The following is a 19,063-nucleotide window of genomic DNA, read 5'->3' on the forward strand; positions in this document are numbered from 1 at the left end:
GATGTGCCCCTGTAAGACACCTAGGAAAATTTTATGATTTCCTGACTGGACCATTGGCGCCGGCGCGCCGCAGCCCATTCGCCTCAAACGAGCTCAGGGAGACGGATATGCGGGTGAACAGCGGATGGCTTGCGGCGGCACTGACGGTGAGCGTGATCGGCGGCGGATGGGGTTATGCGGAGTTCGGGCAGCGTGGCTCAGGCTTTTCGAAGGCGGCCATCGAAGCGGCGATCGCCGATCCCTCGCGCCCGGCCGAGGACCGCGCGCTCGACGCCGATCGGCACCCGTTGGAATTGCTGGCGCTGAGCGGGATCAAGCGCGGCGACAAGATGCTCGAGCTGATCCCGGGCACGGGATATTTCACGCGGTTGTTCAGCAGCATCGTCGGGCCAGAGGGTCGGGTCTATGGCGTGTGGCCGCAGCAATATGCGCAATATTCGGTGGCCAAGGTTGACGGCTTGAAAGCGCTGGCGGCCACACCGGCTTTCGCCAATCTTCGCGTCGAGGTGCAGCCGACGCCCGAGATCGGCGCGCCCGAGCCGCTCGACCTCGTCTTCACTTCGCAGAATTACCACGACTATCCGGATGAGTTCATGGGGAAGATGGACCCGATGGTGCTCAACCGCGCGGCGTTCAACATGCTCAAGCCGGGCGGCGTCTATATCGTCATCGACCATATGGCCGCGCCGGGATCGGGGATGCGCGACACCGAGAAGCTGCACCGTATCGATCCGGCGATCATGCGCGCCCAGGTCGAATCGGCGGGCTTCAGGTTCGATCGCGAAAGCAAGGCGCTCAACAATCCAGCCGACCAGCTGGGCGTGAAGGTGTTCGACCCTGCGGTGCGTGGCAAGACCAGCAAGTTCGCCTACCGCTTCGTCAAGCCGAAATGAACTGAGTCGCCCGCTTGCGCAGGCGCGCGTCTTCCCCGATTAGCTCGCCCAAGCGAGGAGATTTGGATGAAGACGCGTGCCGCTGTCGCTTTCGAGGCGAAGAAACCGCTGGAGATCGTCGAGCTTGATTTGGAGGGGCCGAAGGCCGGCGAAGTGCTGGTCGAGATCATGGCGACGGGCATCTGCCATACCGACGCGTACACGCTGGACGGCTTCGACAGCGAAGGCATCTTCCCGAGCGTGCTGGGGCATGAAGGCGCGGGCGTGGTTCGCGAGGTCGGTGCGGGCGTGACCAGCGTCAAGCCCGGCGACCATGTCATCCCGCTCTACACGCCCGAATGCCGCCAGTGTAAATCGTGCCTCAGCGGCAAGACCAACCTCTGCACCGCGATCCGCGCGACGCAGGGCAAGGGGCTGATGCCCGACGGCACGACCCGGTTCAGCCACAAGGGCCAGCCGATCTTCCATTATATGGGCTGCTCGACCTTCTCGAACTTCACGGTGCTTCCCGAGATCGCGGTGGCGAAGATCCGCGAGGACGCGCCGTTCCAGACCAGCTGCTATATCGGCTGCGGCGTCACCACCGGGGTCGGCGCGGTAGTCAACACCGCCAAGGTCCAGGCCGGCGAGAATGTCGTGGTGTTCGGGCTCGGCGGCATCGGGCTCAACGTCATCCAGGGTGCCAAGATGGTTGGCGCGGGCCGTATCGTCGGCGTCGATATCAACCCTGACCGCGAGGAATGGGGCCGCAAGTTCGGGATGACCGACTTCATAAACGGCGCCGGCAAGTCGCGCGACGAAGTGATCGCCGAAGTGCTGGCGCTGACCGATGGCGGCGCGGATTACAGCTTCGACGCGACCGGCAATACCGAAGTGATGCGCACCGCGCTCGAATGCTGCCATCGCGGCTGGGGCACGAGCATCGTCATCGGTGTCGCCGAGGCGGGCAGGGAGATCTCGACGCGACCCTTCCAGCTCGTCACCGGGCGCAACTGGCGGGGCACGGCGTTCGGCGGTGCCAAGGGGCGCACCGATGTGCCCAAGATCGTCGACTGGTACATGAACGGCAGGATCGAGATCGATCCGATGATCACGCACATTCTGTCGCTGGAAGAGATCAACAAGGGATTCGATCTGATGCATGCGGGCGAGAGCATCCGCAGCGTCGTCGTCTATTGAGAGGAGAAGGCCCATGTTCACGCATCTGATGCTGGGATCGAACGACGTTCAGAAATCCAAGGCTTTCTATGACGCGGCGCTCGGCGCGCTCGGGATAGACCCCGGGTTCGACATGGGCCACCGCGTTTTCTATCGCTCGCCCGGCGGTGCGCTCGGCGTCGGTAAGCCCGCCAATGGCGAGCCCGCGACCTTCGGCAATGGCGGCACTACCGGCTTCGCCGCGGCGGACATGGCGGCGGTCGATGCCTTCCACGCTGCGGGCATCGCCAATGGCGGCAGCGATGAAGGCGCGCCGGGCCACCGTCCGAACGCGCCCGGCAAGGCCTATGGCGCCTATCTGCGCGATCCCGACGGCAACAAGATCTGCGCCTTCTGCCAGATGCCCGACTGACCGTGGAGACGCTCTCGACCAACCGGGCGCATGGCGGCGTGCAGGGCGTCTACCGCCACGCTTCGTCGGCGACGGGCACCGACATGACTTTTTCGGTGTTCGTGCCGGAGCATGCCGAGGGCGTGACGCTGCCGGTGCTATGGTATCTGTCGGGACTGACCTGCACGCATGCCAACGTCACCGACAAGGGCGAGTATCGGAAGGCATGCACCGAGCATGGCATCATCTTCGTGGCGCCCGATACGTCGCCGCGCGGCGAAGGCGTGCCCGACGATCCGGCCTATGATTTCGGCCAAGGCGCGGGCTTCTATCTCGACGCGACCGAGGCGCCATGGGCAACGCATTTCCGGATGCGCTCCTATATCGAGGACGAGCTTCCGGCATTGATCGGACAGCATTTCCCCGCCGATATGCGCAGGCAGGGCATCACCGGCCATTCGATGGGCGGGCATGGCGCGCTGACCATCGGCTTGCGCAATCCCGCGCGGTTCCGGTCGGTCTCGGCCTTCGCGCCGATCGCGGCGCCGGGGCGGGTGCCGTGGGGAGAGAAGGCGCTGGCGGGCTATCTGGGCGAGGATCGCCCGGCGTGGCGCGCCTATGACGCGGTGGCGCTGATCGAGGATGGCGCACGGGTTCGCGAACTGCTGGTCGATACCGGATCGGCTGATCCGTTCCTGGACGAGCAGCTTCGCCCGGAATTGCTGGCGGCGGCGTGCGAGGATGCGGGGATCGAGCTCACCCAGCGCATCCAGCCGGGATATGATCACAGCTATTGCTTCGTTTCGACTTTCCTGGCCGAGCATGTCGCCTGGCATGCGGAACGGCTGAAATGAACCGCTATGATGTCCTGATCGTCGGCGCCGGCCATGGCGGGGCGCAGGCGGCGATCGCGCTGCGGCAGAACAGGTTCGAAGGGTCGATCGTGCTGATCGGCGACGAGCCCGAACTGCCCTATGAGCGTCCGCCGCTCTCGAAGGAATATCTTGCCGGGGACAAGGTCTTCGAGCGGCTGCTGATCCGCCCGGCGGCGTTCTGGGAAGAGCGCAGCGTGACGATGCTGACGGGGCGAACCGTGGTGGCGGTCGATCCGGCGGCCAGGAGCGTCACCACCGCCGATGGCGCGCGCATCGGATACGCTGCGCTGATCTGGGCGGCGGGAGGCAAGGCACGGCGGATCGCGTGCGACGGGCATGACCTGACGGGCGTGCACACCGTGCGGACGCGCGCCGATGTCGATGCGATGATCGCCGAGCTGCCTGAAGTGCGCGACGTCGCGGTGATCGGCGGTGGCTATATCGGGCTCGAGGCGGCGGCGGTGCTGGCCAAGCTGGACCGCAAGGTCACGGTGCTGGAGGCGCAGGACCGGGTGCTGGCGCGGGTCGCCGGCGAGCCGTTGTCGCGTTTCTTCGAGGCCGAGCATCGCGCGCACGGCGTGACAATTCGCACCGGCGTGCAGGTATCGGGGATAGAGGGGGATGACCGCGTCAGCGGCGTGCGGCTGGCTGACGGCGAAGTCGTGCCCGCGCAGATGGCGATCGTCGGCATCGGCATCGAACCGGCGGTCGCGCCTTTGCTTGCCGCGGGCGCGAGCGGCGGCAATGGCGTGCTGGTCGATGGGCAATGCCGGACATCGCTGCCCGACATCTATGCGATCGGCGACTGCGCGCTGCACGCCAACGCCCATGCCGGCGATCGGATGATCCGGCTCGAATCGGTGCAGAACGCCAACGATCAGGCGACCGTCGCGGCCAAGACGATCTGCGGACTGGAGGCGGGATACGACGCGGTGCCATGGTTCTGGTCGAACCAGTATGACCTCAAGCTCCAGACCGTCGGCATTTCGGCGGGGTATGATACCGCAGTGGTACGCGGCGACCCGGCCACGCGCAGTTTCTCGGTGATCTATCTGGCTGCGGGACGGGTGATCGCGCTCGACTGCGTCAATGCGGTCAAGGACTATGTCCAGGGCCGCAAGCTGGTCGCGGAGGGCCGTGCGATCGATCCTGCCGCGCTGGCCGATGCGAGCGTGCCTCTCAAGGACTTGTCAGCCTGACCATATGGCAAGCGCGATCGCGGGGATTTTGTTCATCATCAGGCTGATAGTGTGTCGAGCCTGAGCCGGGCGAGTGGAGTATCTTGTACGATGTTGAAGAAGCTGTTCGGACTTGCCGCGGCGCTCGCCGCGCTGGTGGCGGCACCGGGCTGGGCGCAGGAGGCCAAGGATGCCGATCCGGCGCTGTGGGTGGTCAAGGACGCCGACACGACGATCTATCTGTTCGGTACCGTCCACGTCCTCAAGCCGGGCCTGAGCTGGTTCGACGAAGCGGTGAAGGCGGCATTCGACAAGAGCGACGAAGTGGTGCTCGAGATGATCGAGCCGGCGCCGGCGGAGATGCAGGCGCTGGTCATGAAGACCGCGATCAGCACCACGGGACCGAACCTCAGCGACAAGCTGCCCGAGGCCAGCCGGGCGGCTCTGGGCAAGGTCGCGGCCGATCTCGGCACGGCACCCGCCGCGCTGGAGCGGTTCGAGCCGTGGTTCGTGGCGCTGACCGCGAGTATGGCGCCGCTGCCCAAGCTTGGCTACGATCCCGAAAGCGGTGCCGAGCGGACGATCAGCGCCGCGGCGAAGGCGGCCAACAAGCCGCTGATCGGGCTTGAGACCGCCGAGCAGCAACTGGGATTTCTCGACACCATGCCCGAGGATCTGCAGGTCAAGTTCCTCGTTTCGACGCTAGACAGCTATGACAAGAGCGGAGCGATGCTCGACAAGATGGTCTCTAACTGGTCGGCCGGCGACGCGGTTGCCCTGGGCGAGACGATGAACGAGGCGCTGCGCGAGACGCCGGAGGTCGGCAAGCTGCTGCTCGCCGACCGCAATGTCCGCTGGGCCGACTGGATCGCGGCGCGGATGGAAAAGCCGGGCACGGTGTTCGTCGCGGTCGGCGCGGGGCATCTTGCCGGAAGCGACAGCGTCCAGGCCCAGCTCGCCAAGCACAAGCTGACCGCCGTGCGCGTCGAGTATTGATGGCCAGGCCGCGCCCCTTGCTCGGCCTGTTCGCGGGCGTCGCCGCCGGGCTGATCGCCTCGGCGGCAATGGCCGCATTCCAGAACCAGGCGCGGAAATTGCTGCCCGATGAAGGCGGCGAGGACGATCCGGCGACAGTGAAGGCGGCCGACAAGGTCAGCGAAACGGTGACCGGTCAGCCGGTGCCAGCGCCGTACCGCGAGGCCGGAGGTCAGGCGGTGCATTACATCACCGGCGCGGTGCTGGGCGGCATCTATGGCGTGCTCACCGAATATCGCGCCGAGGCGAGCGCGGGGTTCGGCAGCGCCTATGGCATCGCCACCGCGGCGCTGCTCGACGAGGGCGTGGTGCCGGCGGCTGGTCTCGGGCCGGGGCCGGAAGCTACGCCGCTCGCCACCCATGCCTATGGCGCGGCGTCGCATCTGGTTTACGGCTGGGTATTGGAGGGCGTGCGCTGGCTGATCGCGGGGCGGCGCGGAGGCTGACCGGCGCGAATGGTCCCAATGGTCGCACTGACCATGGGGATTTTCGGAGCGACAATTTCAAAGAGCGTGCGGCGATGCCGGTCGGCTGAGCCAAGCAGGCGAAATCCTACATTGCAAGCATGGCGCACTTGCGCGGTGGTTGGCCCGTTATCCGGGCGCGCAAGTATACCGCCATCCTCGCGAAAGCGGGGAGCCAGGGTAAGTATGCGATACTCCGCTTGGCTCCGGGTCCCCGCTTTCGCGGGATGACGAATATAATTGGCGTGGATGGAGCCTAGAGCAGCAAATCCTGCGGCGGAATGGCGGTTCGTTTGACCGCGCCGCCGCCATGCCGGCGGGCGAGTTCGGTCGCGGCGCTGAAGCGGATGTCGGGATCGCGGTCCTGCGTGAAGGCGATCAGCACATCCTCGTCGAGCTCGGCATATTCCTTGCCGCGCTCGGGGCCGTAGCGGACGCGCGGCTCGAGTGCCGGTTCCTTCGACCAGGCGATCAATTGCTCGACGCTGGCCTCGCCCAGCATGTCGCGCAGGTGGAAGGCGGTGACATAGGCATCGGGAAAAGCACGGTGCGCGGGCAGGCCGCGCTCGTGATCCATCCCCTCGGGCTTGCGCCAATAGCGCAGGAACTGGTTCGAGAAGCGCGGCGTGCCCGGCCAGAGGCGGAGCGCGCATTTATAGGTGCAGATCCAGTCGGCGCCGCGGGTCAGCGACGGCGTGCAGAACTGCTCCTCGAAACTGGCGCGGTGCGCCGCCAGCGCGACGCGGCGCGGCCAGGGGTCGAGCACCGGGCGGGCGACATCGTGCCACCACGGCGCGTCGGCGACATCCTCGTCGCGGATATGGTGGATCGCCATGGTCAGCGGCGGGATCGGGCGGCCGGGATTGACCATGCGGTGGCCGCCCTCGCCATGCAGCTCCCAGCGGCCATCGGCGCCCAATGCGACATCCTGCCAGCCGATCTCGACCACGCCGTGCGCGGGCGGCTTGTCGCCGGTGGTCTCGAGATCGATGACGCGGATGATGGACGGGGCGGGCGGGGCCATGGGGGGCATTTGGGGGTTTGGCGGGGAAAAGCCAATCGATTCCAGGATCCCCGATGGGGAATCTCTCAGACGGAATCGGAGAAAATGGTGCTGCCGGTGAGGATTGAACTCACGACCTCAGCCTTACCAAGACGCTTTTTTACTTGCGCCAATCTATCCAAACCTACGATTTCAGCCATTTTTTCTTGACTCAGCTAGCCGATAACGCGACACTTTAGCCCACGATATTCTACCTCTTGCTTCCAATCTGCTTCCAAATTTCGGATGCTCCCGGAAGGCTGAGGTCGGGTTGGAGTAGTATAGCATGTCCACCGAGCGCGTTCGAATCACCAAGCGCATCGTCGATGGCCTCTCGGCCGATGGCACTGACCGCTTCCTTTGGGATAGCGATGTCATTGGTTTCGGGCTGAGAATATCTCCCGCTGGCAAGCTGGTTTATGTGCTTCAGTACCGCATCGAGGGTCGCCAGCGCCGGTTCAAGATCGGGCCGCACGGCTCGCCCTGGACGCCTGAAGCCGCGCGCGCCGAGGCGCAGAGCCTTTTAGGAAGGATTGTAGATGGCGTCGACCCGCAGCAAGAAAAGATAGCGGATCGCATAGAACTTACGCTCGCCGATCTTAGCGAGATCTATCTGAACGAGACTCTCTTTACCGCGAAGGAGAGTTCCGTCCGGCAGGCGCGTAACAATATCGAGAACCATATCCTGCCGCTGCTCGGCAAGCGTCGGGTGTCTAAGATCGAGCGGAGCGATATCGAGCAGATGCTGCGGGACATCGCGGCTGGCAAGACCGCCCGAACCCTCAAAAAGGGGCATCGGCGACTGTCGCGCGTGCGCGGCGGCAAGGGCGCCGCGAACCAGTGCGTGACGACGATAAGTGCGATGCTTGGCGTGGCAATGGAACGCAAGCTGCGGTCGGACAATCCGGCCATCGGCGTCCGGAAATTTCCCGGCAAGAAGATGGAGCGGTTCCTCTCGCCCGCCGAGCTGGCGCGGCTGGGTGAGGCGCTGGCCGCTGCCGCATCGCTCGGCGTGGAAAGCCAGTACGCGATCGCGGCGCTGCGGCTGTTGGTCCTTACCGGCTGCCGGAAGAACGAGATCCTAAAGCTGAAGCACAGCTATATCGATCGCTATCATCGCTGCCTGCGTCTGCCGGACTCGAAGACGGGCGCCAAGGTCGTCCATCTGGGCGGACCCGCGATGCGGATCATCGCCATGGTGCCGAGGGTGGAAGGCAACCCTTATCTGCTGCCGGGCAAGAAGGACGGCACCCATGTCACCGACCTGCAGGCAGTATGGGTCCGGATCCGTAAAACCGCCGGCCTGGAGGACGTGCGCATCCACGACCTGCGCCACAGCTTCGCCTCGATCGGCGCGGCCACGGGCGACAGCATGCTGATCATCGGTGCGCTGCTCGGACACCGCAGCGCCAAGACCACCGAACGCTATACGCATCTCTCCGATCATCCGCTTAAGAGTGCCGCGGAGCGCATTTCCGACGAGATCGCCCGATGCCTTGGCGAAGGGCTAGATGAGCAAACGGCCAACGAAGCGCTCGAAGAACCGTTCGCCAGGTTCTGGGCAAGAGATGGCGAAGCCGAAACGCAGCATTCCGACCCGGTGCTCGGAGCGATCATCCGGACCCAGTGGCTCGATACCCGTGCCGCTGCTGCATTGCTCGGGTTTACCGTTGGGACGATGCAAACCTATCGCTGGATGGGGACGGGTCCGGCCTTCCGTAAAATCGGACGCCGAATAGTCTATTCAGCCGAAGCGCTCAGCGCATGGCGCGATGCTCAGCGCGGGCTGCTGGCAGCCTAAACCCCGCCGCTGCAACCGCCGGCCCACCCGATTGCGCATTGAAGATTCCATAATTCCACGTTAGTGGAAGTATGGAGTCGTTGGACTCGCAGCTGGGAGGATCGCCATGAGACCGCTAATTGCGCTACGTGCAGGTACCGCTCACCGGCTCCAACAGATACAGATGATCCCCGCGGCCGCGTGCCTCTTTGGTCTGGGTCTTGCCCTTGCGATCTACAAATTCGCAGCGGACGACCCAAGCGCCCTTGCCGCTGATGCGGACCTGCAGGACTTCGTCTGGCGGCTCCCATTGACCGTTTGCCGGGGCGGCGGCGAGCAATATCAGTGCAGGTATCAGGCAGCGCCCGACCAGCCACTGGCGTTACGATTCAAAAGCCCCCTCTACCGTTGCACGTTGCCAGCACCGGAGCAGAAGATGTGCCGGCAAACGTTCGTCGCCGGCTCGTCGGGACAGATCGTGATCAAAAAGCGGGATTAAATGGATGGCGGCGACGGCGCAGGGAACCTTAGACTTGTTCGTTTCGATAGTTCCGCTACTGGCGAAGAATGGAATTGAACAACGCCGTCGCCACCCCATCCGCGCCTAGATGCGCGAGCATCCGGCGCGATCGGGAGAGACTGACGTGAGCGACCGTATCTACACCATATTGTTCCTGTGCACCGGCAATTCGGCGCGGTCGATCCTCGCCGAAGCCGCGATGAACAAGCTAGGCGCGGGGCGTTTTCGCGCTTATTCGGCGGGCAGCTTCCCGAAGGGGGAAGTCCACCCGATGGCGCTCGAACTGTTGTCCTCGATGCAGTTTCCGACCGAGGGACTGCGCTCGAAAAGCTGGGACGAATTCGCGCAGCCAGGCGCTCCCGCGATCGATTTTATATTTACCGTCTGCGACAACGCAGCGGGCGAAATGTGTCCCGCCTGGCCCGGCCGGCCTGTGACCGCGCATTGGGGGATCGACGATCCTGCGGCGGTCGAAGGTGACGGGCAGGAAGAAGCGTTCAGGCAGGCGCTGCGCCATCTGACCAACCGCATTTCACTGTTCCTGGCGCTCCCGCACGAGAGCCATGATCAAATGGCGCTCGCGGGCAAGCTTCGCGAGATCGGGCGCAGCGAAGGCGCCACCACCACACCAAAGCGAGCCACAATGCGGACTGACATCATCATCTACCACAACCCTGAGTGCGGAACGTCACGCAATGTACTTGCGATGATCCGCAATGCCGGCATCGAACCACATGTCATCGAGTATCTGAAGACGCCACCGACGCGCGCGCTCCTGGTTCAGCTCATTGAGCGCGCCGGCCTCACGCCTCGCGAAGTGCTACGCGAAAAAGGTACACCATTTGTGGAGCTGGGCCTTGGCGATACCGCTCTGTCCAACGACGCGCTGGTCGATGCAATGATGGCGCACCCGGTCCTGATCAACCGCCCGCTGGTGGTAAGCCTGCTTGGCGTGCGTTTGTGTCGACCCTCGGAAGTCGTGCTCGATATCTTGCCGGCGGCGCAGCGCGGCGCCTTCGCCAAGGAGGACGGCGAGCAGGTGGTCGATGCTCAGGGCCGGCGGGTGTCGGCATGAGCGAGGGAATCGCGGCTACGGCGCCGGCTGGAGCTCCGGTCCGTCCCGGCATCGGCTTCTTCGAACGCTACCTGACGCTATGGGTCGCACTTTGCATCGTCGTCGGGATAGCGCTTGGCTACTGGCTTCCAGGGGTATTCGCGGCGATCGCCACCGCCGAGGTGGCGCGGGTCAACCTGGTCGTCGCCGTGCTCATCTGGCTGATGATCGTGCCGATGCTGCTCAAGATCGATTTCGGGGCATTGGGGTCGGTCAGGCAGCATTGGAAAGGCGTCGGAGTCACACTGTTCATCAACTGGGCGGTGAAGCCCTTTTCGATGGCACTTCTAGGTACCGTTTTCATTGGCTGGCTGTTTGCGCCGCTGCTTCCCGCGGGCCAGATATCGTCGTACATCGCCGGTCTGATCCTGCTGGCCGCCGCGCCCTGTACCGCGATGGTGTTCGTATGGTCGAACCTCTGCGATGGCGAGCCCAACTACACGCTCAGCCAAGTTGCGCTCAACGATGTGATCATGGTGTTCGCATTCGCGCCGCTCGTCGGGCTGCTGCTCGGCGTCGCGTCGATCACAGTGCCATGGGACACGCTGCTGATCTCGGTCGTGCTGTACATCGTGCTACCGGTTATCGCCGCGCAGATCCTTCGCAGCGCCTTGCTGTCGGCCGGCGGGCAATCCGCCCTCGACGCCTTCCTCAAGGTCGTGCAGCCCGTATCGCTGCTGGCACTGCTCGCCACCCTCATCCTGCTGTTCGGCTTCCAAGGTCAACAGATCCTCGCGCAGCCGCTGGTCATCGCGCTGCTCGCGGTGCCAATCCTGATCCAGGTCTATTTCAATGCGGGCCTTGCCTATTGGCTGAGCAAGCGGTTCGGCGTGGCGTGGTGCGTCGCCGCACCCGCGGCCCTGATCGGCGCCTCCAACTTCTTCGAACTGGCGGTTGCCGCGGCGATCTCGCTATTCGGGCTAAACTCGGGCGCGGCGCTGGCCACCGTCGTCGGCGTGCTGGTCGAAGTTCCTGTCATGCTTTCGGTTGTGGCGATCGTGAAGCGCACCCGACCCTGGTATGAGGGAAGCGCGTCGCGGTGACCGAGCTGGTGTTCTTCGAAGTACCTCGCGGTGCCTATGATATCCTGCGCGCTGCACTCGAACAGGCCGATCTCCCGACTGGAGACCTGGATCAGCCCGGCCGACTATTCTTCGGCCTGTCCGACGACAAGAGCCTGATAGGCTTTATCGGCTTGGAGGGAGAGGGGCCCGACCGGCTGGTCCGTTCTCTTGTGGTGCTTCCCAGCCGCCGCGGAAGCGGGCTTGGTTCTACGCTTGTCGGGCGACTCGAAGCGATGCTGCCAAGGGACGTGGAACGCCTTCATCTGCTGACGCGCACGGCGGCGCCGCTTTTTCGGCAGCTCGGCTATGTCGATGCGGAACGCAGCACCGCGCCGACGAACATTGCTTCCACCGAACAATTCGTCTCGCTCTGCCCGGCGAATGCTGCCTATCTTGTCAAGACACTGGATCGATTTGCCTGATGCCCCTCCGTTCCCTCACCGACCCCGATCATCTGCCCGCCCTCGATCCAGACTTTGCGCTTCGGCAACCTGCCGTGGGCCTCGGCGCCGATCAGCCGCCGCCGCGGATCCTGCTGCTCTATGGATCGCTGCGCGAACGCTCCTTCTCGCGCTTCGCGACCGAGGAGGCGGCGCGGCTGCTGCAATATTTCGGCGCCGAGACGCGCATTTTCGACCCCGCCACCCTACCGCTTCCCGACCAGATCAAGGGCGACGACCATCCAGCGGTCCATGAACTGCGCGAGCTGTCGCTTTGGTCCGAAGGTCACGTCTGGTGCAGTCCGGAACGCCATGGCCAGGTGTCGGGGATCATGAAGGCCCAGATCGACCACCTCCCTTTGTCCATCGGCGGCATGCGCCCTACCCAGGGCCGCACACTCGCCGTCATGCAGGTGTCGGGCGGCTCGCAGTCCTTCAACGCGGTCAACACGCTACGCTTGCTCGGGCGCTGGATGCGCATGGTCACGATCCCCAATCAGTCGAGCGTCGCCAAGGCATTCCAAGAGTTCGATGAGCACGGCCGCATGAAGCCATCGAACTACTACGATCGCATCGTCGATGTGATGGAGGAGCTAGTGCGCTTCACCGTGCTGCTGCGGCCCCATACCGACCAGCTCGTTGACCGCTACTCCGAGCGCAAGGCGGCGGATCGTCGGATCGATCCCGACACCGACCTGTCGACGATCGCGATTGGCGGCAGTTAAGGCCTAGGCGGCAATCCGCTCAAGAGTAGCGGCAACGCGGTCGAGGCCGTCGGCCATGCCTTTCAAGTGCGCATAGACTTCGCGACGCGCGATGAATTCCCGCGCATCGGAGGAGGCCTCGAACAGCGTACGCAACCCAGTATCGTGCAAGTCGTCAAAAAGCGTGCCCTCCTCGCGAAGCGTCGTCCCCGCACCGATCAGCCGTTCACGATATCGGCTGGCGGAGCGCAGCAGCGGGATCGCCATGCCGGCGGTGTCGATCGCATCAACCAAGACGTGGGACAGCGCCTGCATCCCCGGGTCGGGGTCCGAAATACCGTAACGACGGATGGCAAGCGCGGCTTGCTTCATATCGCCAAAAACTCCCTCAAGCGCGGCGAACAGGCCGGCCACGACGCTTCGGTCTTGGGGATCGATACAAGCCAATCCAGCTTCGCACCAAAAGTCTCGGCTGAGCGCTCCCGCTTCCTTTTCGTGACGCACGATCGCCACGAGGTGCAAATCCCGAGCGCCGCGCCCCATGAACAGGCCAGCGAGTGCGCCGCCCGCTTCGGCAAGCAACAAGGCCTGCTTGTCATAGATCGCGATTAAGCTAGCCTGTTCCGCGCCCTGCGCGACACCGGTATCCGGCATTACCCTGTCTCCCTGAGACTGTACCATATTTCAACAACTCTGGAAGTATAGCATTTTGTGCATTAGAAGCAGCGAGCGACGCTCGATTGCCAAGCGAGACGCGTTGCTCCGACGCACAATTCCGTTAGAGTGGAACAATGGAACCGAAGAACGCAGTCGCCAGCTTATCGGCTCTCGCACATGATGGACGTCTGGCCGCCTTTCGCATGCTCATCCAGGCTGGCCATGACGGCCTCGCCGCAGGGGAGATCGCGCGTCGGATGGGGACGCCACCCAACACGCTGTCCGCGAACCTCAACATCCTGTCGAACGCGAATCTTATCGAGAGCCGCCGCGAGGGGCGCTCGATCATTTACACCGCGAGCTACGCGAATATGAGCGACCTGCTCGAGTTTTTGATGGAAGATTGCTGCGGCGGATCGCCCGAAATTTGCGAACGCCTTACCGCCGTCCTTGTCCGCAGCCATTGCGAGGCAGTCGGCGCCTCCTGAGCGCCAAAGGCCAATTCGAGTATTGGTGAAAGGGGGCATTGGAGCGTAGCTGAGATTCGGTATCGGGCGGCGACGGTCCAGTCGGGTGCGTAATCCGTTTCGCGCCCGATCGCTCATGCCCCTTCGGCCGAACTCCAATTCAGCCAATGGGATTGGACTCTCCGCGATCGACGCCGGCTCGGCGACGCCTGCGCCGAGGCCACCGCAAATAGAGCAGGATCGTGCCGGCGATTGCCAAGGCCAAGCCACCAAAGGCGAACGCCTTCAGCCAGAGCGTGTTGAAGTTCTCATGCTCGCTCCAGTCCATGATGTGGAGGCCCCAGAAGAAATCGTAGAGCCGCCAGGTGCCGGTGCGGACCGCGGCGATCGTGCCGGTGTCGGTCACATAAACGCGTGTGCTGTCGGCGTCGGCCAGCACCACGCGCCACGCCGGCACACGCCCTTTATATTCCGTGCTCGCGGCGGTGACGCGCTCAACGGCCGCCTTGGGCCGCGGCGTGCCGCGATAGGCGGCGATCGCGATTGCCTCGGCTTGGCGCGCATCGACCGGCGGGAGGCGGGCGCCTGTCGCGCCGTCGTACAACAGGGTACCGGAGCCGGTCTCGACCTCGACGACCGGGCGGCCGAGCAGCATCTTGTGGCGCAGCGCGCGGACCGGCGCCGCGCTGGCCACGATGATCGCCTGGGGCGAGACATAGCTTGCGTTTGCAGGCAGCAGGGCAGCGGCCTCGCGATCCACCAGATGTTCGCCGCGCACCCGGTCGATCGGCAACAGGCTCATCACCAGTCCGCTTGAAAACCACAGGAGCAATTGCAGCCCAATGACGAGCGCCAGCCAACGGTGCAGGCGACTAGCGCCGATGTGCAGACGCAACCTTGTGCTTCTCATGCTTCCCCCGCTTCAGCTCGTGCGCCTATTTGCGCGCGAGGATGGCCTTCATCTGGTCGATTTCCTGAGCCTGCGACTGTTTGATCCGCTCGCAAAGCGCGAGGATCTCCGGATCGGTCAGCCGGGCTTCCCGGCACATCAGGATCGCCCCCGAATGGTGCGGGATCATCGAGCGCAGAAACTCGGCATCGCCGATCGTCGCCTGGGTCCGGATCAGCGCAAAGCTCCCCAGGAACGCGACCACCGATGCCGCGAGCAACGCGGTGTTGACGGCCCTGGAAGGGAACATGTGCCTCATCGCCAGGATCATCAGCACCACCATCGGAGCGACCATCATCAGCGTCATGTAGAACATATTGAGATTGTTGTAGAAGCTTCCGAGGCCGTCGATCATCACGAACATCACCAGGTACATGACGATGCCGCTGATAATGGTCTGCACCGCGAGGCTGACATAGGGGTTCTTCATCATCATCCGTTCTCTCCCTTGCACTTCTCCGCGCCCGGTCGTCCGTTCACTTCTTCTCCGGCGTGCCCATGCCTGGCATGCGCTCCATCCCCGGCATGTCCTTCATCATCTCGTCATGATCGGCGGGAGCACTGGCGACGAGGCGCCGGTATTCATCAGGCGTCATGCCCGGCAGCTTGCGAACGAAGGCGACCATGTCCCAGATCAGCGGATCGGGATGGGTTTTGCCCCATGATGGCATCGCACTCATCTTGATGCCGTGCTTGATGATCCAGAATTGCTCGGAGGCGCTCAGGTCCTGCGCCTCGGCCAGCTCGGGCGCCTGGGGATAGAGGCCCTGGCTCAGCTCGGATCGCTCGACACCCGGACCCAAATGGCAACCCGAGCACATCTCGGCATAAAGGCCTGCCCCGGTTGCGATCCGCACCGGCGCGTTGATGTCGGCGGGCGGCGTGATGCCGCGTGCATGGACCTGGATCGAGCGGTCGCGCAGGCTTTTGAGGAGTGCGTAGACCGGCGTCGTGTGCGGTGCGTCGGCGGCGATGTTGTAGATGCCGAAATAGACGAACATGGCGGCGAAGAGCAGCAGCAGCCCCGTCAGCGCGCCGACGAACGGCCAGCTCGGCAAGTGGCGCCGCATCGTTTCCCTGTCCATTCCTTTCTCCCCTCTTTGCAAGCATTCTCGCCGGACAGCCGATTCAGAACTGGAGCCGCACGCCCGCGACGAAGCTCGTCGTTGTCGGATACTTGCCGTCGGCGCGCGCATAGTCGGCGGTGCGCCCAGTTTTCGCCTCGTAGGAGACGCCGATATAGGGCGCGAACCGGCGGGTGATCTCGTAGCGCAGGCGGATGCCCACCTCCGCGTCGGTCAGCCCCGATCCGAGCCGGATCTGGGGCACGTCCTGCGCCGACAGATTGAACTCGATACGCGGCTGCAGGACCAGGCGCTGCGTGATCCGCTGGTCGTAATAGCCCTCGAGCCGGCCGAACAACTCGCCCCTGTTGCTGAGGAACGCCGCGCCTCCGACCTCGAACATATACGGTGCGAGGCCCTCGAACCCGAGGGTTGCATAGGTGCGGTTTGGCCCAGGCCCGAAATCCTGACGGACGCCGCCTTGAAGGTTGAAATAGGGGCCTATCGCGCGGCTGTAGAGCCCCTGGATCTCGGCGGAGTCGATGCCCTCGCGAAACACGCCTTCGCCCTCGGACTTGACCCAAAACCGGTTGATGTCGCCACCAACGAACGCCTGGCCGTCCCAGCGATAGCCGTCGCCGCCACGGCGTACCTGAACTTCGGCGAGGTTGAACATCACCTGATAGAGCGTCTGGCCGCCTTGCTCACGCATCATCGCCATGCGCGCGCGGTTCATCTCCGGGGCGGGAAAAGCCCGGTCGGCGTAATGATCCATCGGCGGCCTGGGTGCTGGCGCGTCGCCGGCGGGTAGCGCGGTGCCGGTATGCTCCATGCCCGGCATGGTCATGCCAGGCATGGCGCCCATGTCGTGATCCTTGTGGTCACCTGACATATCCATCCCGGGCATCGCGGCCGTGGCGTTTGGCGTTCCGCTCGGCGCAGGCGCCGCCATGCCGGGCATCGCAGGCATGGGGTCCCCGCCTGGCTTGGCCGGTGGCATCGCCATGCCCGGCATCGATCCGTTCATGACCGGCGCAGATGCCGCGGGCGACGCGGGCTTGGCGCGGGGCGCGGGCTTGCGCCGCGCGACCGGCCTGTTCGTCGCGGGCTTTCTGGCGGCGGGGCGCTTCGCGGCTGGCTTTCTGGGCGCCGGCATCTTCATGCCGGGCATATCCATCCCCGGCATGGTCTGCGCGGCGGCGGGAGCGGCGAGCGCGAGGGCGGTCGTTGCCGCGAGCGCGGCGAGCAGCCGGCTCATGCCGCCTCTCCCTTCGGACGGACGCTCACGACGCGCATCATCCCGGCTGCCATGTGGTAGAGGAGATGGCAGTGGAACGCCCAGTCGCCGACCGCGTCGGCGGTGAAATCCCAGGTCACCTTGCCCCCCGGCTGGACGAGCACCGTGTGCTTGCGCGGGCCGTGATCGCCATGTCCCGTGACCAACTCGAAGAAATGGCCGTGGATGTGGATCGGATGGCTCATCATCGTGTCGTTGATGAGATTGATGCGCACGCGCTCGCCTTCGATAAACGGGATCGGTTCGTGCACGTCCGACATTTTCTCGCCGTCGAACGACCACATGAAGCGTTCCATGTTGCCGGTCAGGTGGATGTCGAGGCTGCGGCTGGGCGCGCGCACGTCGGGATTGCGCTCCAGCGCCATCAGATCCTTGTAGACGAGCACCTTGTGCCCGGCGTCCTCGAGCCCCTGGCCCGGCTCGCCGGTGCGGTCGATCGGCATCGGCGCAATCGTCTGGACGCCCGGGCCTTTCCTGACCTGGGGGGCGTTCGAGAAATCGCGCATCTTCATCGAGCCCATGTCCATCGAGCCCATGTCCATGCCCGGCATGGCACCGTCCTGGCCCGACATGCCCGTCATCTTGCTGTGATCCATCCCGGCCATGTCGCCGGAGGCCATTCCAGGCATCGCGCCCGAACCCTGAGGCATCGCACCGCCCGGGGTGGCGAGCCTTGCCGACCGGTTCTGCTCGGCTGACGGATCGAGGCCGCGCGGCGGCGTCATGCCGGCCGACATGTCCATGCCCTCCATCCCGGGCATGCTCGACATGTCCATGCCCATGTCCTTCATCGTCGCGACCGGACGCTTGCGGAGCGGCGGCACTTCGCCGGCCATGCCGGGACGCGGCGCCAGCGTGGCGCGCGCCATGCCCGAACGATCGACTGCCTCGGCGATGATCGAATAGGCTTTGTCCTCGGCAGGCGTGACGATCGCATCATAGGTCTCGGCCACGCCGATCTGGAACTCGTCGACCATTACCGGATGAACATTCTGGCCGTCTGCCTGGACAATCGATGGCGACAGGCCCGGAATGCGCACATTGAAGTTCGTCATCGCCGAAGCATTGATGATGCGCAGCCGCACGCGTTCACCGGGTTTGAACAGCGCGGTCCAATTGTCCCGCGGACCGAGGCCGTTGACGATATAGGTGTAGGTGCTGCCGCTCACGTCAAGCACGTCGGTCGGGTCCATGCGCATGCGGCCCCAATCGAGCCGGTCTTTGAGCGGCTGGTCGCGCCCGGCGAGCAGCCCGGAAAGCGTCTGGCGCTGGAAGTTGAAATGACCCGGATCGACCTTGACGCGGCGAAAGATCTCATCCGGCGACAAGGGGCTGTGATCGGCGAGCACGATGACTTGCTCGCGGTCGGACTGGACGGGATCGGGGCCGGCAGGATCGATCACGATCGGGCCGTAGTGACCGAGTTGCTCCTGCAGTCCCGAATGGCTGTGGTACCAATAGGTCCCGCTCTGCCGGATCGGGAACTCATAGAGATAGCTGGACCTGGGCTTGATCCCCGGAAAGGAGACGCCGGGCACGCCATCGAACTGGGGTGGCACGAGCAGGCCATGCCAGTGAATCGAGCTGTCCACGTCGAGGTCGTTGACGACGTTGAGGCGGACCTTTTGCCCTTCGCGAAGCCGGAGCAGCGGCGCGGGGACCGTGCCGTTGACGCCGATCGCGCGCATCTTTCGGCCATCGATCGTCATCGTCTGCCGCGCGATCCTGAGCGTGATGTCCACGCCCGAAAGCGTCGGGAGCGGCCGGACAATTCCCGCCGAGTTGGTCTGTGCCCAGGCGGGCATCCATGCGGCAAGCGCAAGGCCGCCTCCGGCGAAGGCGGCGCCACGTAGCAATTGGCGGCGGTCGATGGTGTCGGTCATGCTATTCCCTGAATCCCGTCTTCAACCCGGACGTCTGAGAGGGCATACGCGCGGCGCACGCGGGCCCCTCATTTTCGGTGAAAACAAA

Annotated in this window: 21 protein-coding genes and 1 pseudogene; 15 read left to right on the forward strand and 7 right to left on the reverse strand. The window is 64.5% G+C overall.

Translation table 11 applies throughout. The features are described 5' to 3' along the window. The first annotated feature begins 107 nt into the window (after positions 1 to 107). From KF730_RS14920 to KF730_RS14950, 7 genes are all read left to right on the forward strand, one after another. Positions 108 to 893 carry a methyltransferase gene (locus tag KF730_RS14920; RefSeq protein WP_294098605.1) on the forward strand — a complete coding sequence of 262 codons (786 nt, stop codon included), beginning with the start codon at positions 108 to 110 and terminating at the stop codon, positions 891 to 893. Positions 894 to 959: 66 nt separating this feature from the next. Further along, entirely contained in the window at positions 960 to 2,072 is a 1,113-nt protein-coding gene (locus KF730_RS14925) for an S-(hydroxymethyl)glutathione dehydrogenase/class III alcohol dehydrogenase (RefSeq protein WP_294098607.1), read from the forward strand. A 13-nt stretch (positions 2,073 to 2,085) separates the two neighbouring features. Then, positions 2,086 to 2,463 (forward strand): VOC family protein, encoded by a 378-nt coding sequence (locus KF730_RS14930; protein ID WP_294098610.1) that lies wholly within the window; start codon positions 2,086 to 2,088, stop codon positions 2,461 to 2,463. Continuing rightward, the gene (fghA, locus tag KF730_RS14935; protein ID WP_294099901.1) at positions 2,460 to 3,296 is read left to right on the forward strand and encodes an S-formylglutathione hydrolase; all 837 of its coding nucleotides are present in this window, start codon (positions 2,460 to 2,462) and stop codon (positions 3,294 to 3,296) included. The genes KF730_RS14930 and fghA overlap by 4 nt, the downstream gene beginning before the upstream one ends. Next, entirely contained in the window at positions 3,293 to 4,516 is a 1,224-nt protein-coding gene (locus KF730_RS14940; RefSeq protein WP_294098611.1) for an FAD-dependent oxidoreductase, read from the forward strand. The genes fghA and KF730_RS14940 overlap by 4 nt, the downstream gene beginning before the upstream one ends. Positions 4,517 to 4,606: 90 nt before the next feature. Continuing rightward, positions 4,607 to 5,491: a TraB/GumN family protein gene (locus KF730_RS14945; protein ID WP_294098613.1), complete on the forward strand. Its 885-nt coding sequence runs from the start codon at positions 4,607 to 4,609 to the stop codon at positions 5,489 to 5,491. Then, the gene (locus KF730_RS14950) at positions 5,491 to 5,976 is read left to right on the forward strand and encodes a DUF1440 domain-containing protein (RefSeq protein WP_294098615.1); all 486 of its coding nucleotides are present in this window, start codon (positions 5,491 to 5,493) and stop codon (positions 5,974 to 5,976) included. The genes KF730_RS14945 and KF730_RS14950 overlap by 1 nt, the downstream gene beginning before the upstream one ends. A gap of 274 nt (positions 5,977 to 6,250) precedes the next feature. Here the strand turns inward: KF730_RS14950 and KF730_RS14955 are convergent, their stop codons facing one another. Next, entirely contained in the window at positions 6,251 to 7,018 is a 768-nt protein-coding gene (locus KF730_RS14955; RefSeq protein WP_294098617.1) for an exonuclease domain-containing protein, read from the reverse strand. Between the two features lie 304 nt (positions 7,019 to 7,322). Between KF730_RS14955 and KF730_RS14960 the strand changes: the two genes are divergently transcribed. The 7 genes and pseudogenes from KF730_RS14960 (at position 7,323) to arsH (ending at position 12,679) form a co-directional block, all read left to right on the forward strand. Further along, entirely contained in the window at positions 7,323 to 8,837 is a 1,515-nt protein-coding gene (locus KF730_RS14960; RefSeq protein WP_294098619.1) for a tyrosine-type recombinase/integrase, read from the forward strand. Positions 8,838 to 9,000: 163 nt separating this feature from the next. Next, positions 9,001 to 9,315 (forward strand): hypothetical protein, encoded by a 315-nt coding sequence (locus KF730_RS14965; protein WP_294098621.1) that lies wholly within the window; start codon positions 9,001 to 9,003, stop codon positions 9,313 to 9,315. A 145-nt stretch (positions 9,316 to 9,460) separates the two neighbouring features. Beyond that, positions 9,461 to 9,949, forward strand: a pseudogene (locus tag KF730_RS14970) (arsenate reductase ArsC); the annotation flags it as partial. Between the two features lie 30 nt (positions 9,950 to 9,979). After that, a complete protein-coding gene (gene arsC / locus KF730_RS14975; RefSeq protein WP_294099903.1) occupies positions 9,980 to 10,411 on the forward strand; it encodes an arsenate reductase (glutaredoxin) in 432 nt (143 codons plus the stop codon). Next, positions 10,408 to 11,493, forward strand: a complete 1,086-nt coding sequence (gene arsB / locus KF730_RS14980; protein WP_294098623.1) for an ACR3 family arsenite efflux transporter — start codon at positions 10,408 to 10,410, stop codon at positions 11,491 to 11,493. Before arsC ends, arsB begins: the two co-directional genes overlap by 4 nt. Next, entirely contained in the window at positions 11,490 to 11,936 is a 447-nt protein-coding gene (gene arsN2 / locus KF730_RS14985; RefSeq protein ID WP_294098626.1) for an arsenic resistance N-acetyltransferase ArsN2, read from the forward strand. Before arsB ends, arsN2 begins: the two co-directional genes overlap by 4 nt. After that, complete coding sequence (gene arsH / locus KF730_RS14990; protein ID WP_294098628.1) at positions 11,936 to 12,679, forward strand: arsenical resistance protein ArsH; 744 nt, start codon at positions 11,936 to 11,938, stop codon at positions 12,677 to 12,679. The genes arsN2 and arsH overlap by 1 nt, the downstream gene beginning before the upstream one ends. A gap of 3 nt (positions 12,680 to 12,682) precedes the next feature. On the opposite strand, the gene KF730_RS14995 is transcribed toward arsH, so the two are convergent. Then, on the reverse strand, positions 12,683 to 13,312 hold the full coding sequence (locus KF730_RS14995) for a hypothetical protein (protein ID WP_294098629.1): 630 nt from the start codon (positions 13,310 to 13,312) through the stop codon (positions 12,683 to 12,685). Between the two features lie 137 nt (positions 13,313 to 13,449). On the opposite strand from KF730_RS14995, the gene KF730_RS15000 reads away from it, so the two are divergent. Then, positions 13,450 to 13,803 (forward strand): helix-turn-helix transcriptional regulator, encoded by a 354-nt coding sequence (locus KF730_RS15000; RefSeq protein ID WP_294098632.1) that lies wholly within the window; start codon positions 13,450 to 13,452, stop codon positions 13,801 to 13,803. A gap of 139 nt (positions 13,804 to 13,942) precedes the next feature. On the opposite strand, the gene KF730_RS15005 is transcribed toward KF730_RS15000, so the two are convergent. Genes KF730_RS15005 through KF730_RS15025 form a run of 5 tightly spaced genes read right to left on the reverse strand, consistent with a single transcriptional unit; the run spans position 13,943 to position 18,975 of the window. Then, positions 13,943 to 14,677 carry a PepSY domain-containing protein gene (locus tag KF730_RS15005; RefSeq protein WP_294098634.1) on the reverse strand — a complete coding sequence of 245 codons (735 nt, stop codon included), beginning with the start codon at positions 14,675 to 14,677 and terminating at the stop codon, positions 13,943 to 13,945. Between the two features lie 40 nt (positions 14,678 to 14,717). Further along, on the reverse strand, positions 14,718 to 15,164 hold the full coding sequence (locus KF730_RS15010; protein WP_294099905.1) for a DUF305 domain-containing protein: 447 nt from the start codon (positions 15,162 to 15,164) through the stop codon (positions 14,718 to 14,720). Positions 15,165 to 15,207: 43 nt separating this feature from the next. After that, positions 15,208 to 15,801, reverse strand: coding sequence for a cytochrome c (locus KF730_RS15015; RefSeq protein ID WP_294098636.1), 594 nt, complete (start codon positions 15,799 to 15,801; stop codon positions 15,208 to 15,210). Between the two features lie 58 nt (positions 15,802 to 15,859). After that, a complete protein-coding gene (locus KF730_RS15020) occupies positions 15,860 to 17,053 on the reverse strand; it encodes a copper resistance protein B (RefSeq protein ID WP_294098640.1) in 1,194 nt (397 codons plus the stop codon). Continuing rightward, positions 17,050 to 18,975 (reverse strand): copper resistance system multicopper oxidase, encoded by a 1,926-nt coding sequence (locus KF730_RS15025; RefSeq protein ID WP_294098642.1) that lies wholly within the window; start codon positions 18,973 to 18,975, stop codon positions 17,050 to 17,052. The genes KF730_RS15020 and KF730_RS15025 overlap by 4 nt, the downstream gene beginning before the upstream one ends. Positions 18,976 to 19,063: the final 88 nt, after the last annotated feature.

It is taken from the genome of Sphingomonas sp. (genome assembly GCF_019635515.1).
In the GTDB taxonomy this organism is placed as follows: domain Bacteria; phylum Pseudomonadota; class Alphaproteobacteria; order Sphingomonadales; family Sphingomonadaceae; genus Sphingomonas.

Excerpts from the sequence above, each read along its gene's own strand:
- KF730_RS14920 (WP_294098605.1), top strand. The coding sequence starts at position 108 with ATGCGGGTGAACAGCGGATGGCTTGCGGCGGCACTGACGGTGAGCGTG.
- KF730_RS14925 (WP_294098607.1), top strand. The coding sequence starts at position 960 with ATGAAGACGCGTGCCGCTGTCGCTTTCGAGGCGAAGAAACCGCTGGAG.
- KF730_RS14930 (WP_294098610.1), top strand. The coding sequence starts at position 2,086 with ATGTTCACGCATCTGATGCTGGGATCGAACGACGTTCAGAAATCCAAG.
- KF730_RS14940 (WP_294098611.1), top strand. The coding sequence starts at position 3,293 with ATGAACCGCTATGATGTCCTGATCGTCGGCGCCGGCCATGGCGGGGCG.
- KF730_RS14945 (WP_294098613.1), top strand. The coding sequence starts at position 4,607 with ATGTTGAAGAAGCTGTTCGGACTTGCCGCGGCGCTCGCCGCGCTGGTG.
- KF730_RS14950 (WP_294098615.1), top strand. The coding sequence starts at position 5,491 with ATGGCCAGGCCGCGCCCCTTGCTCGGCCTGTTCGCGGGCGTCGCCGCC.
- KF730_RS14955 (WP_294098617.1), bottom strand. The coding sequence starts at position 7,018 with ATGGCCCCGCCCGCCCCGTCCATCATCCGCGTCATCGATCTCGAGACC.
- KF730_RS14960 (WP_294098619.1), top strand. The coding sequence starts at position 7,323 with ATGTCCACCGAGCGCGTTCGAATCACCAAGCGCATCGTCGATGGCCTC.
- KF730_RS14965 (WP_294098621.1), top strand. The coding sequence starts at position 9,001 with ATGATCCCCGCGGCCGCGTGCCTCTTTGGTCTGGGTCTTGCCCTTGCG.
- arsC (WP_294099903.1), top strand. The coding sequence starts at position 9,980 with ATGCGGACTGACATCATCATCTACCACAACCCTGAGTGCGGAACGTCA.
- arsB (WP_294098623.1), top strand. The coding sequence starts at position 10,408 with ATGAGCGAGGGAATCGCGGCTACGGCGCCGGCTGGAGCTCCGGTCCGT.
- arsH (WP_294098628.1), top strand. The coding sequence starts at position 11,936 with ATGCCCCTCCGTTCCCTCACCGACCCCGATCATCTGCCCGCCCTCGAT.
- KF730_RS14995 (WP_294098629.1), bottom strand. The coding sequence starts at position 13,312 with ATGCCGGATACCGGTGTCGCGCAGGGCGCGGAACAGGCTAGCTTAATC.
- KF730_RS15000 (WP_294098632.1), top strand. The coding sequence starts at position 13,450 with ATGGAACCGAAGAACGCAGTCGCCAGCTTATCGGCTCTCGCACATGAT.
- KF730_RS15010 (WP_294099905.1), bottom strand. The coding sequence starts at position 15,164 with ATGATGAAGAACCCCTATGTCAGCCTCGCGGTGCAGACCATTATCAGC.
- KF730_RS15015 (WP_294098636.1), bottom strand. The coding sequence starts at position 15,801 with ATGCGGCGCCACTTGCCGAGCTGGCCGTTCGTCGGCGCGCTGACGGGG.
- KF730_RS15020 (WP_294098640.1), bottom strand. The coding sequence starts at position 17,053 with ATGAGCCGGCTGCTCGCCGCGCTCGCGGCAACGACCGCCCTCGCGCTC.
- KF730_RS15025 (WP_294098642.1), bottom strand. The coding sequence starts at position 18,975 with ATGACCGACACCATCGACCGCCGCCAATTGCTACGTGGCGCCGCCTTC.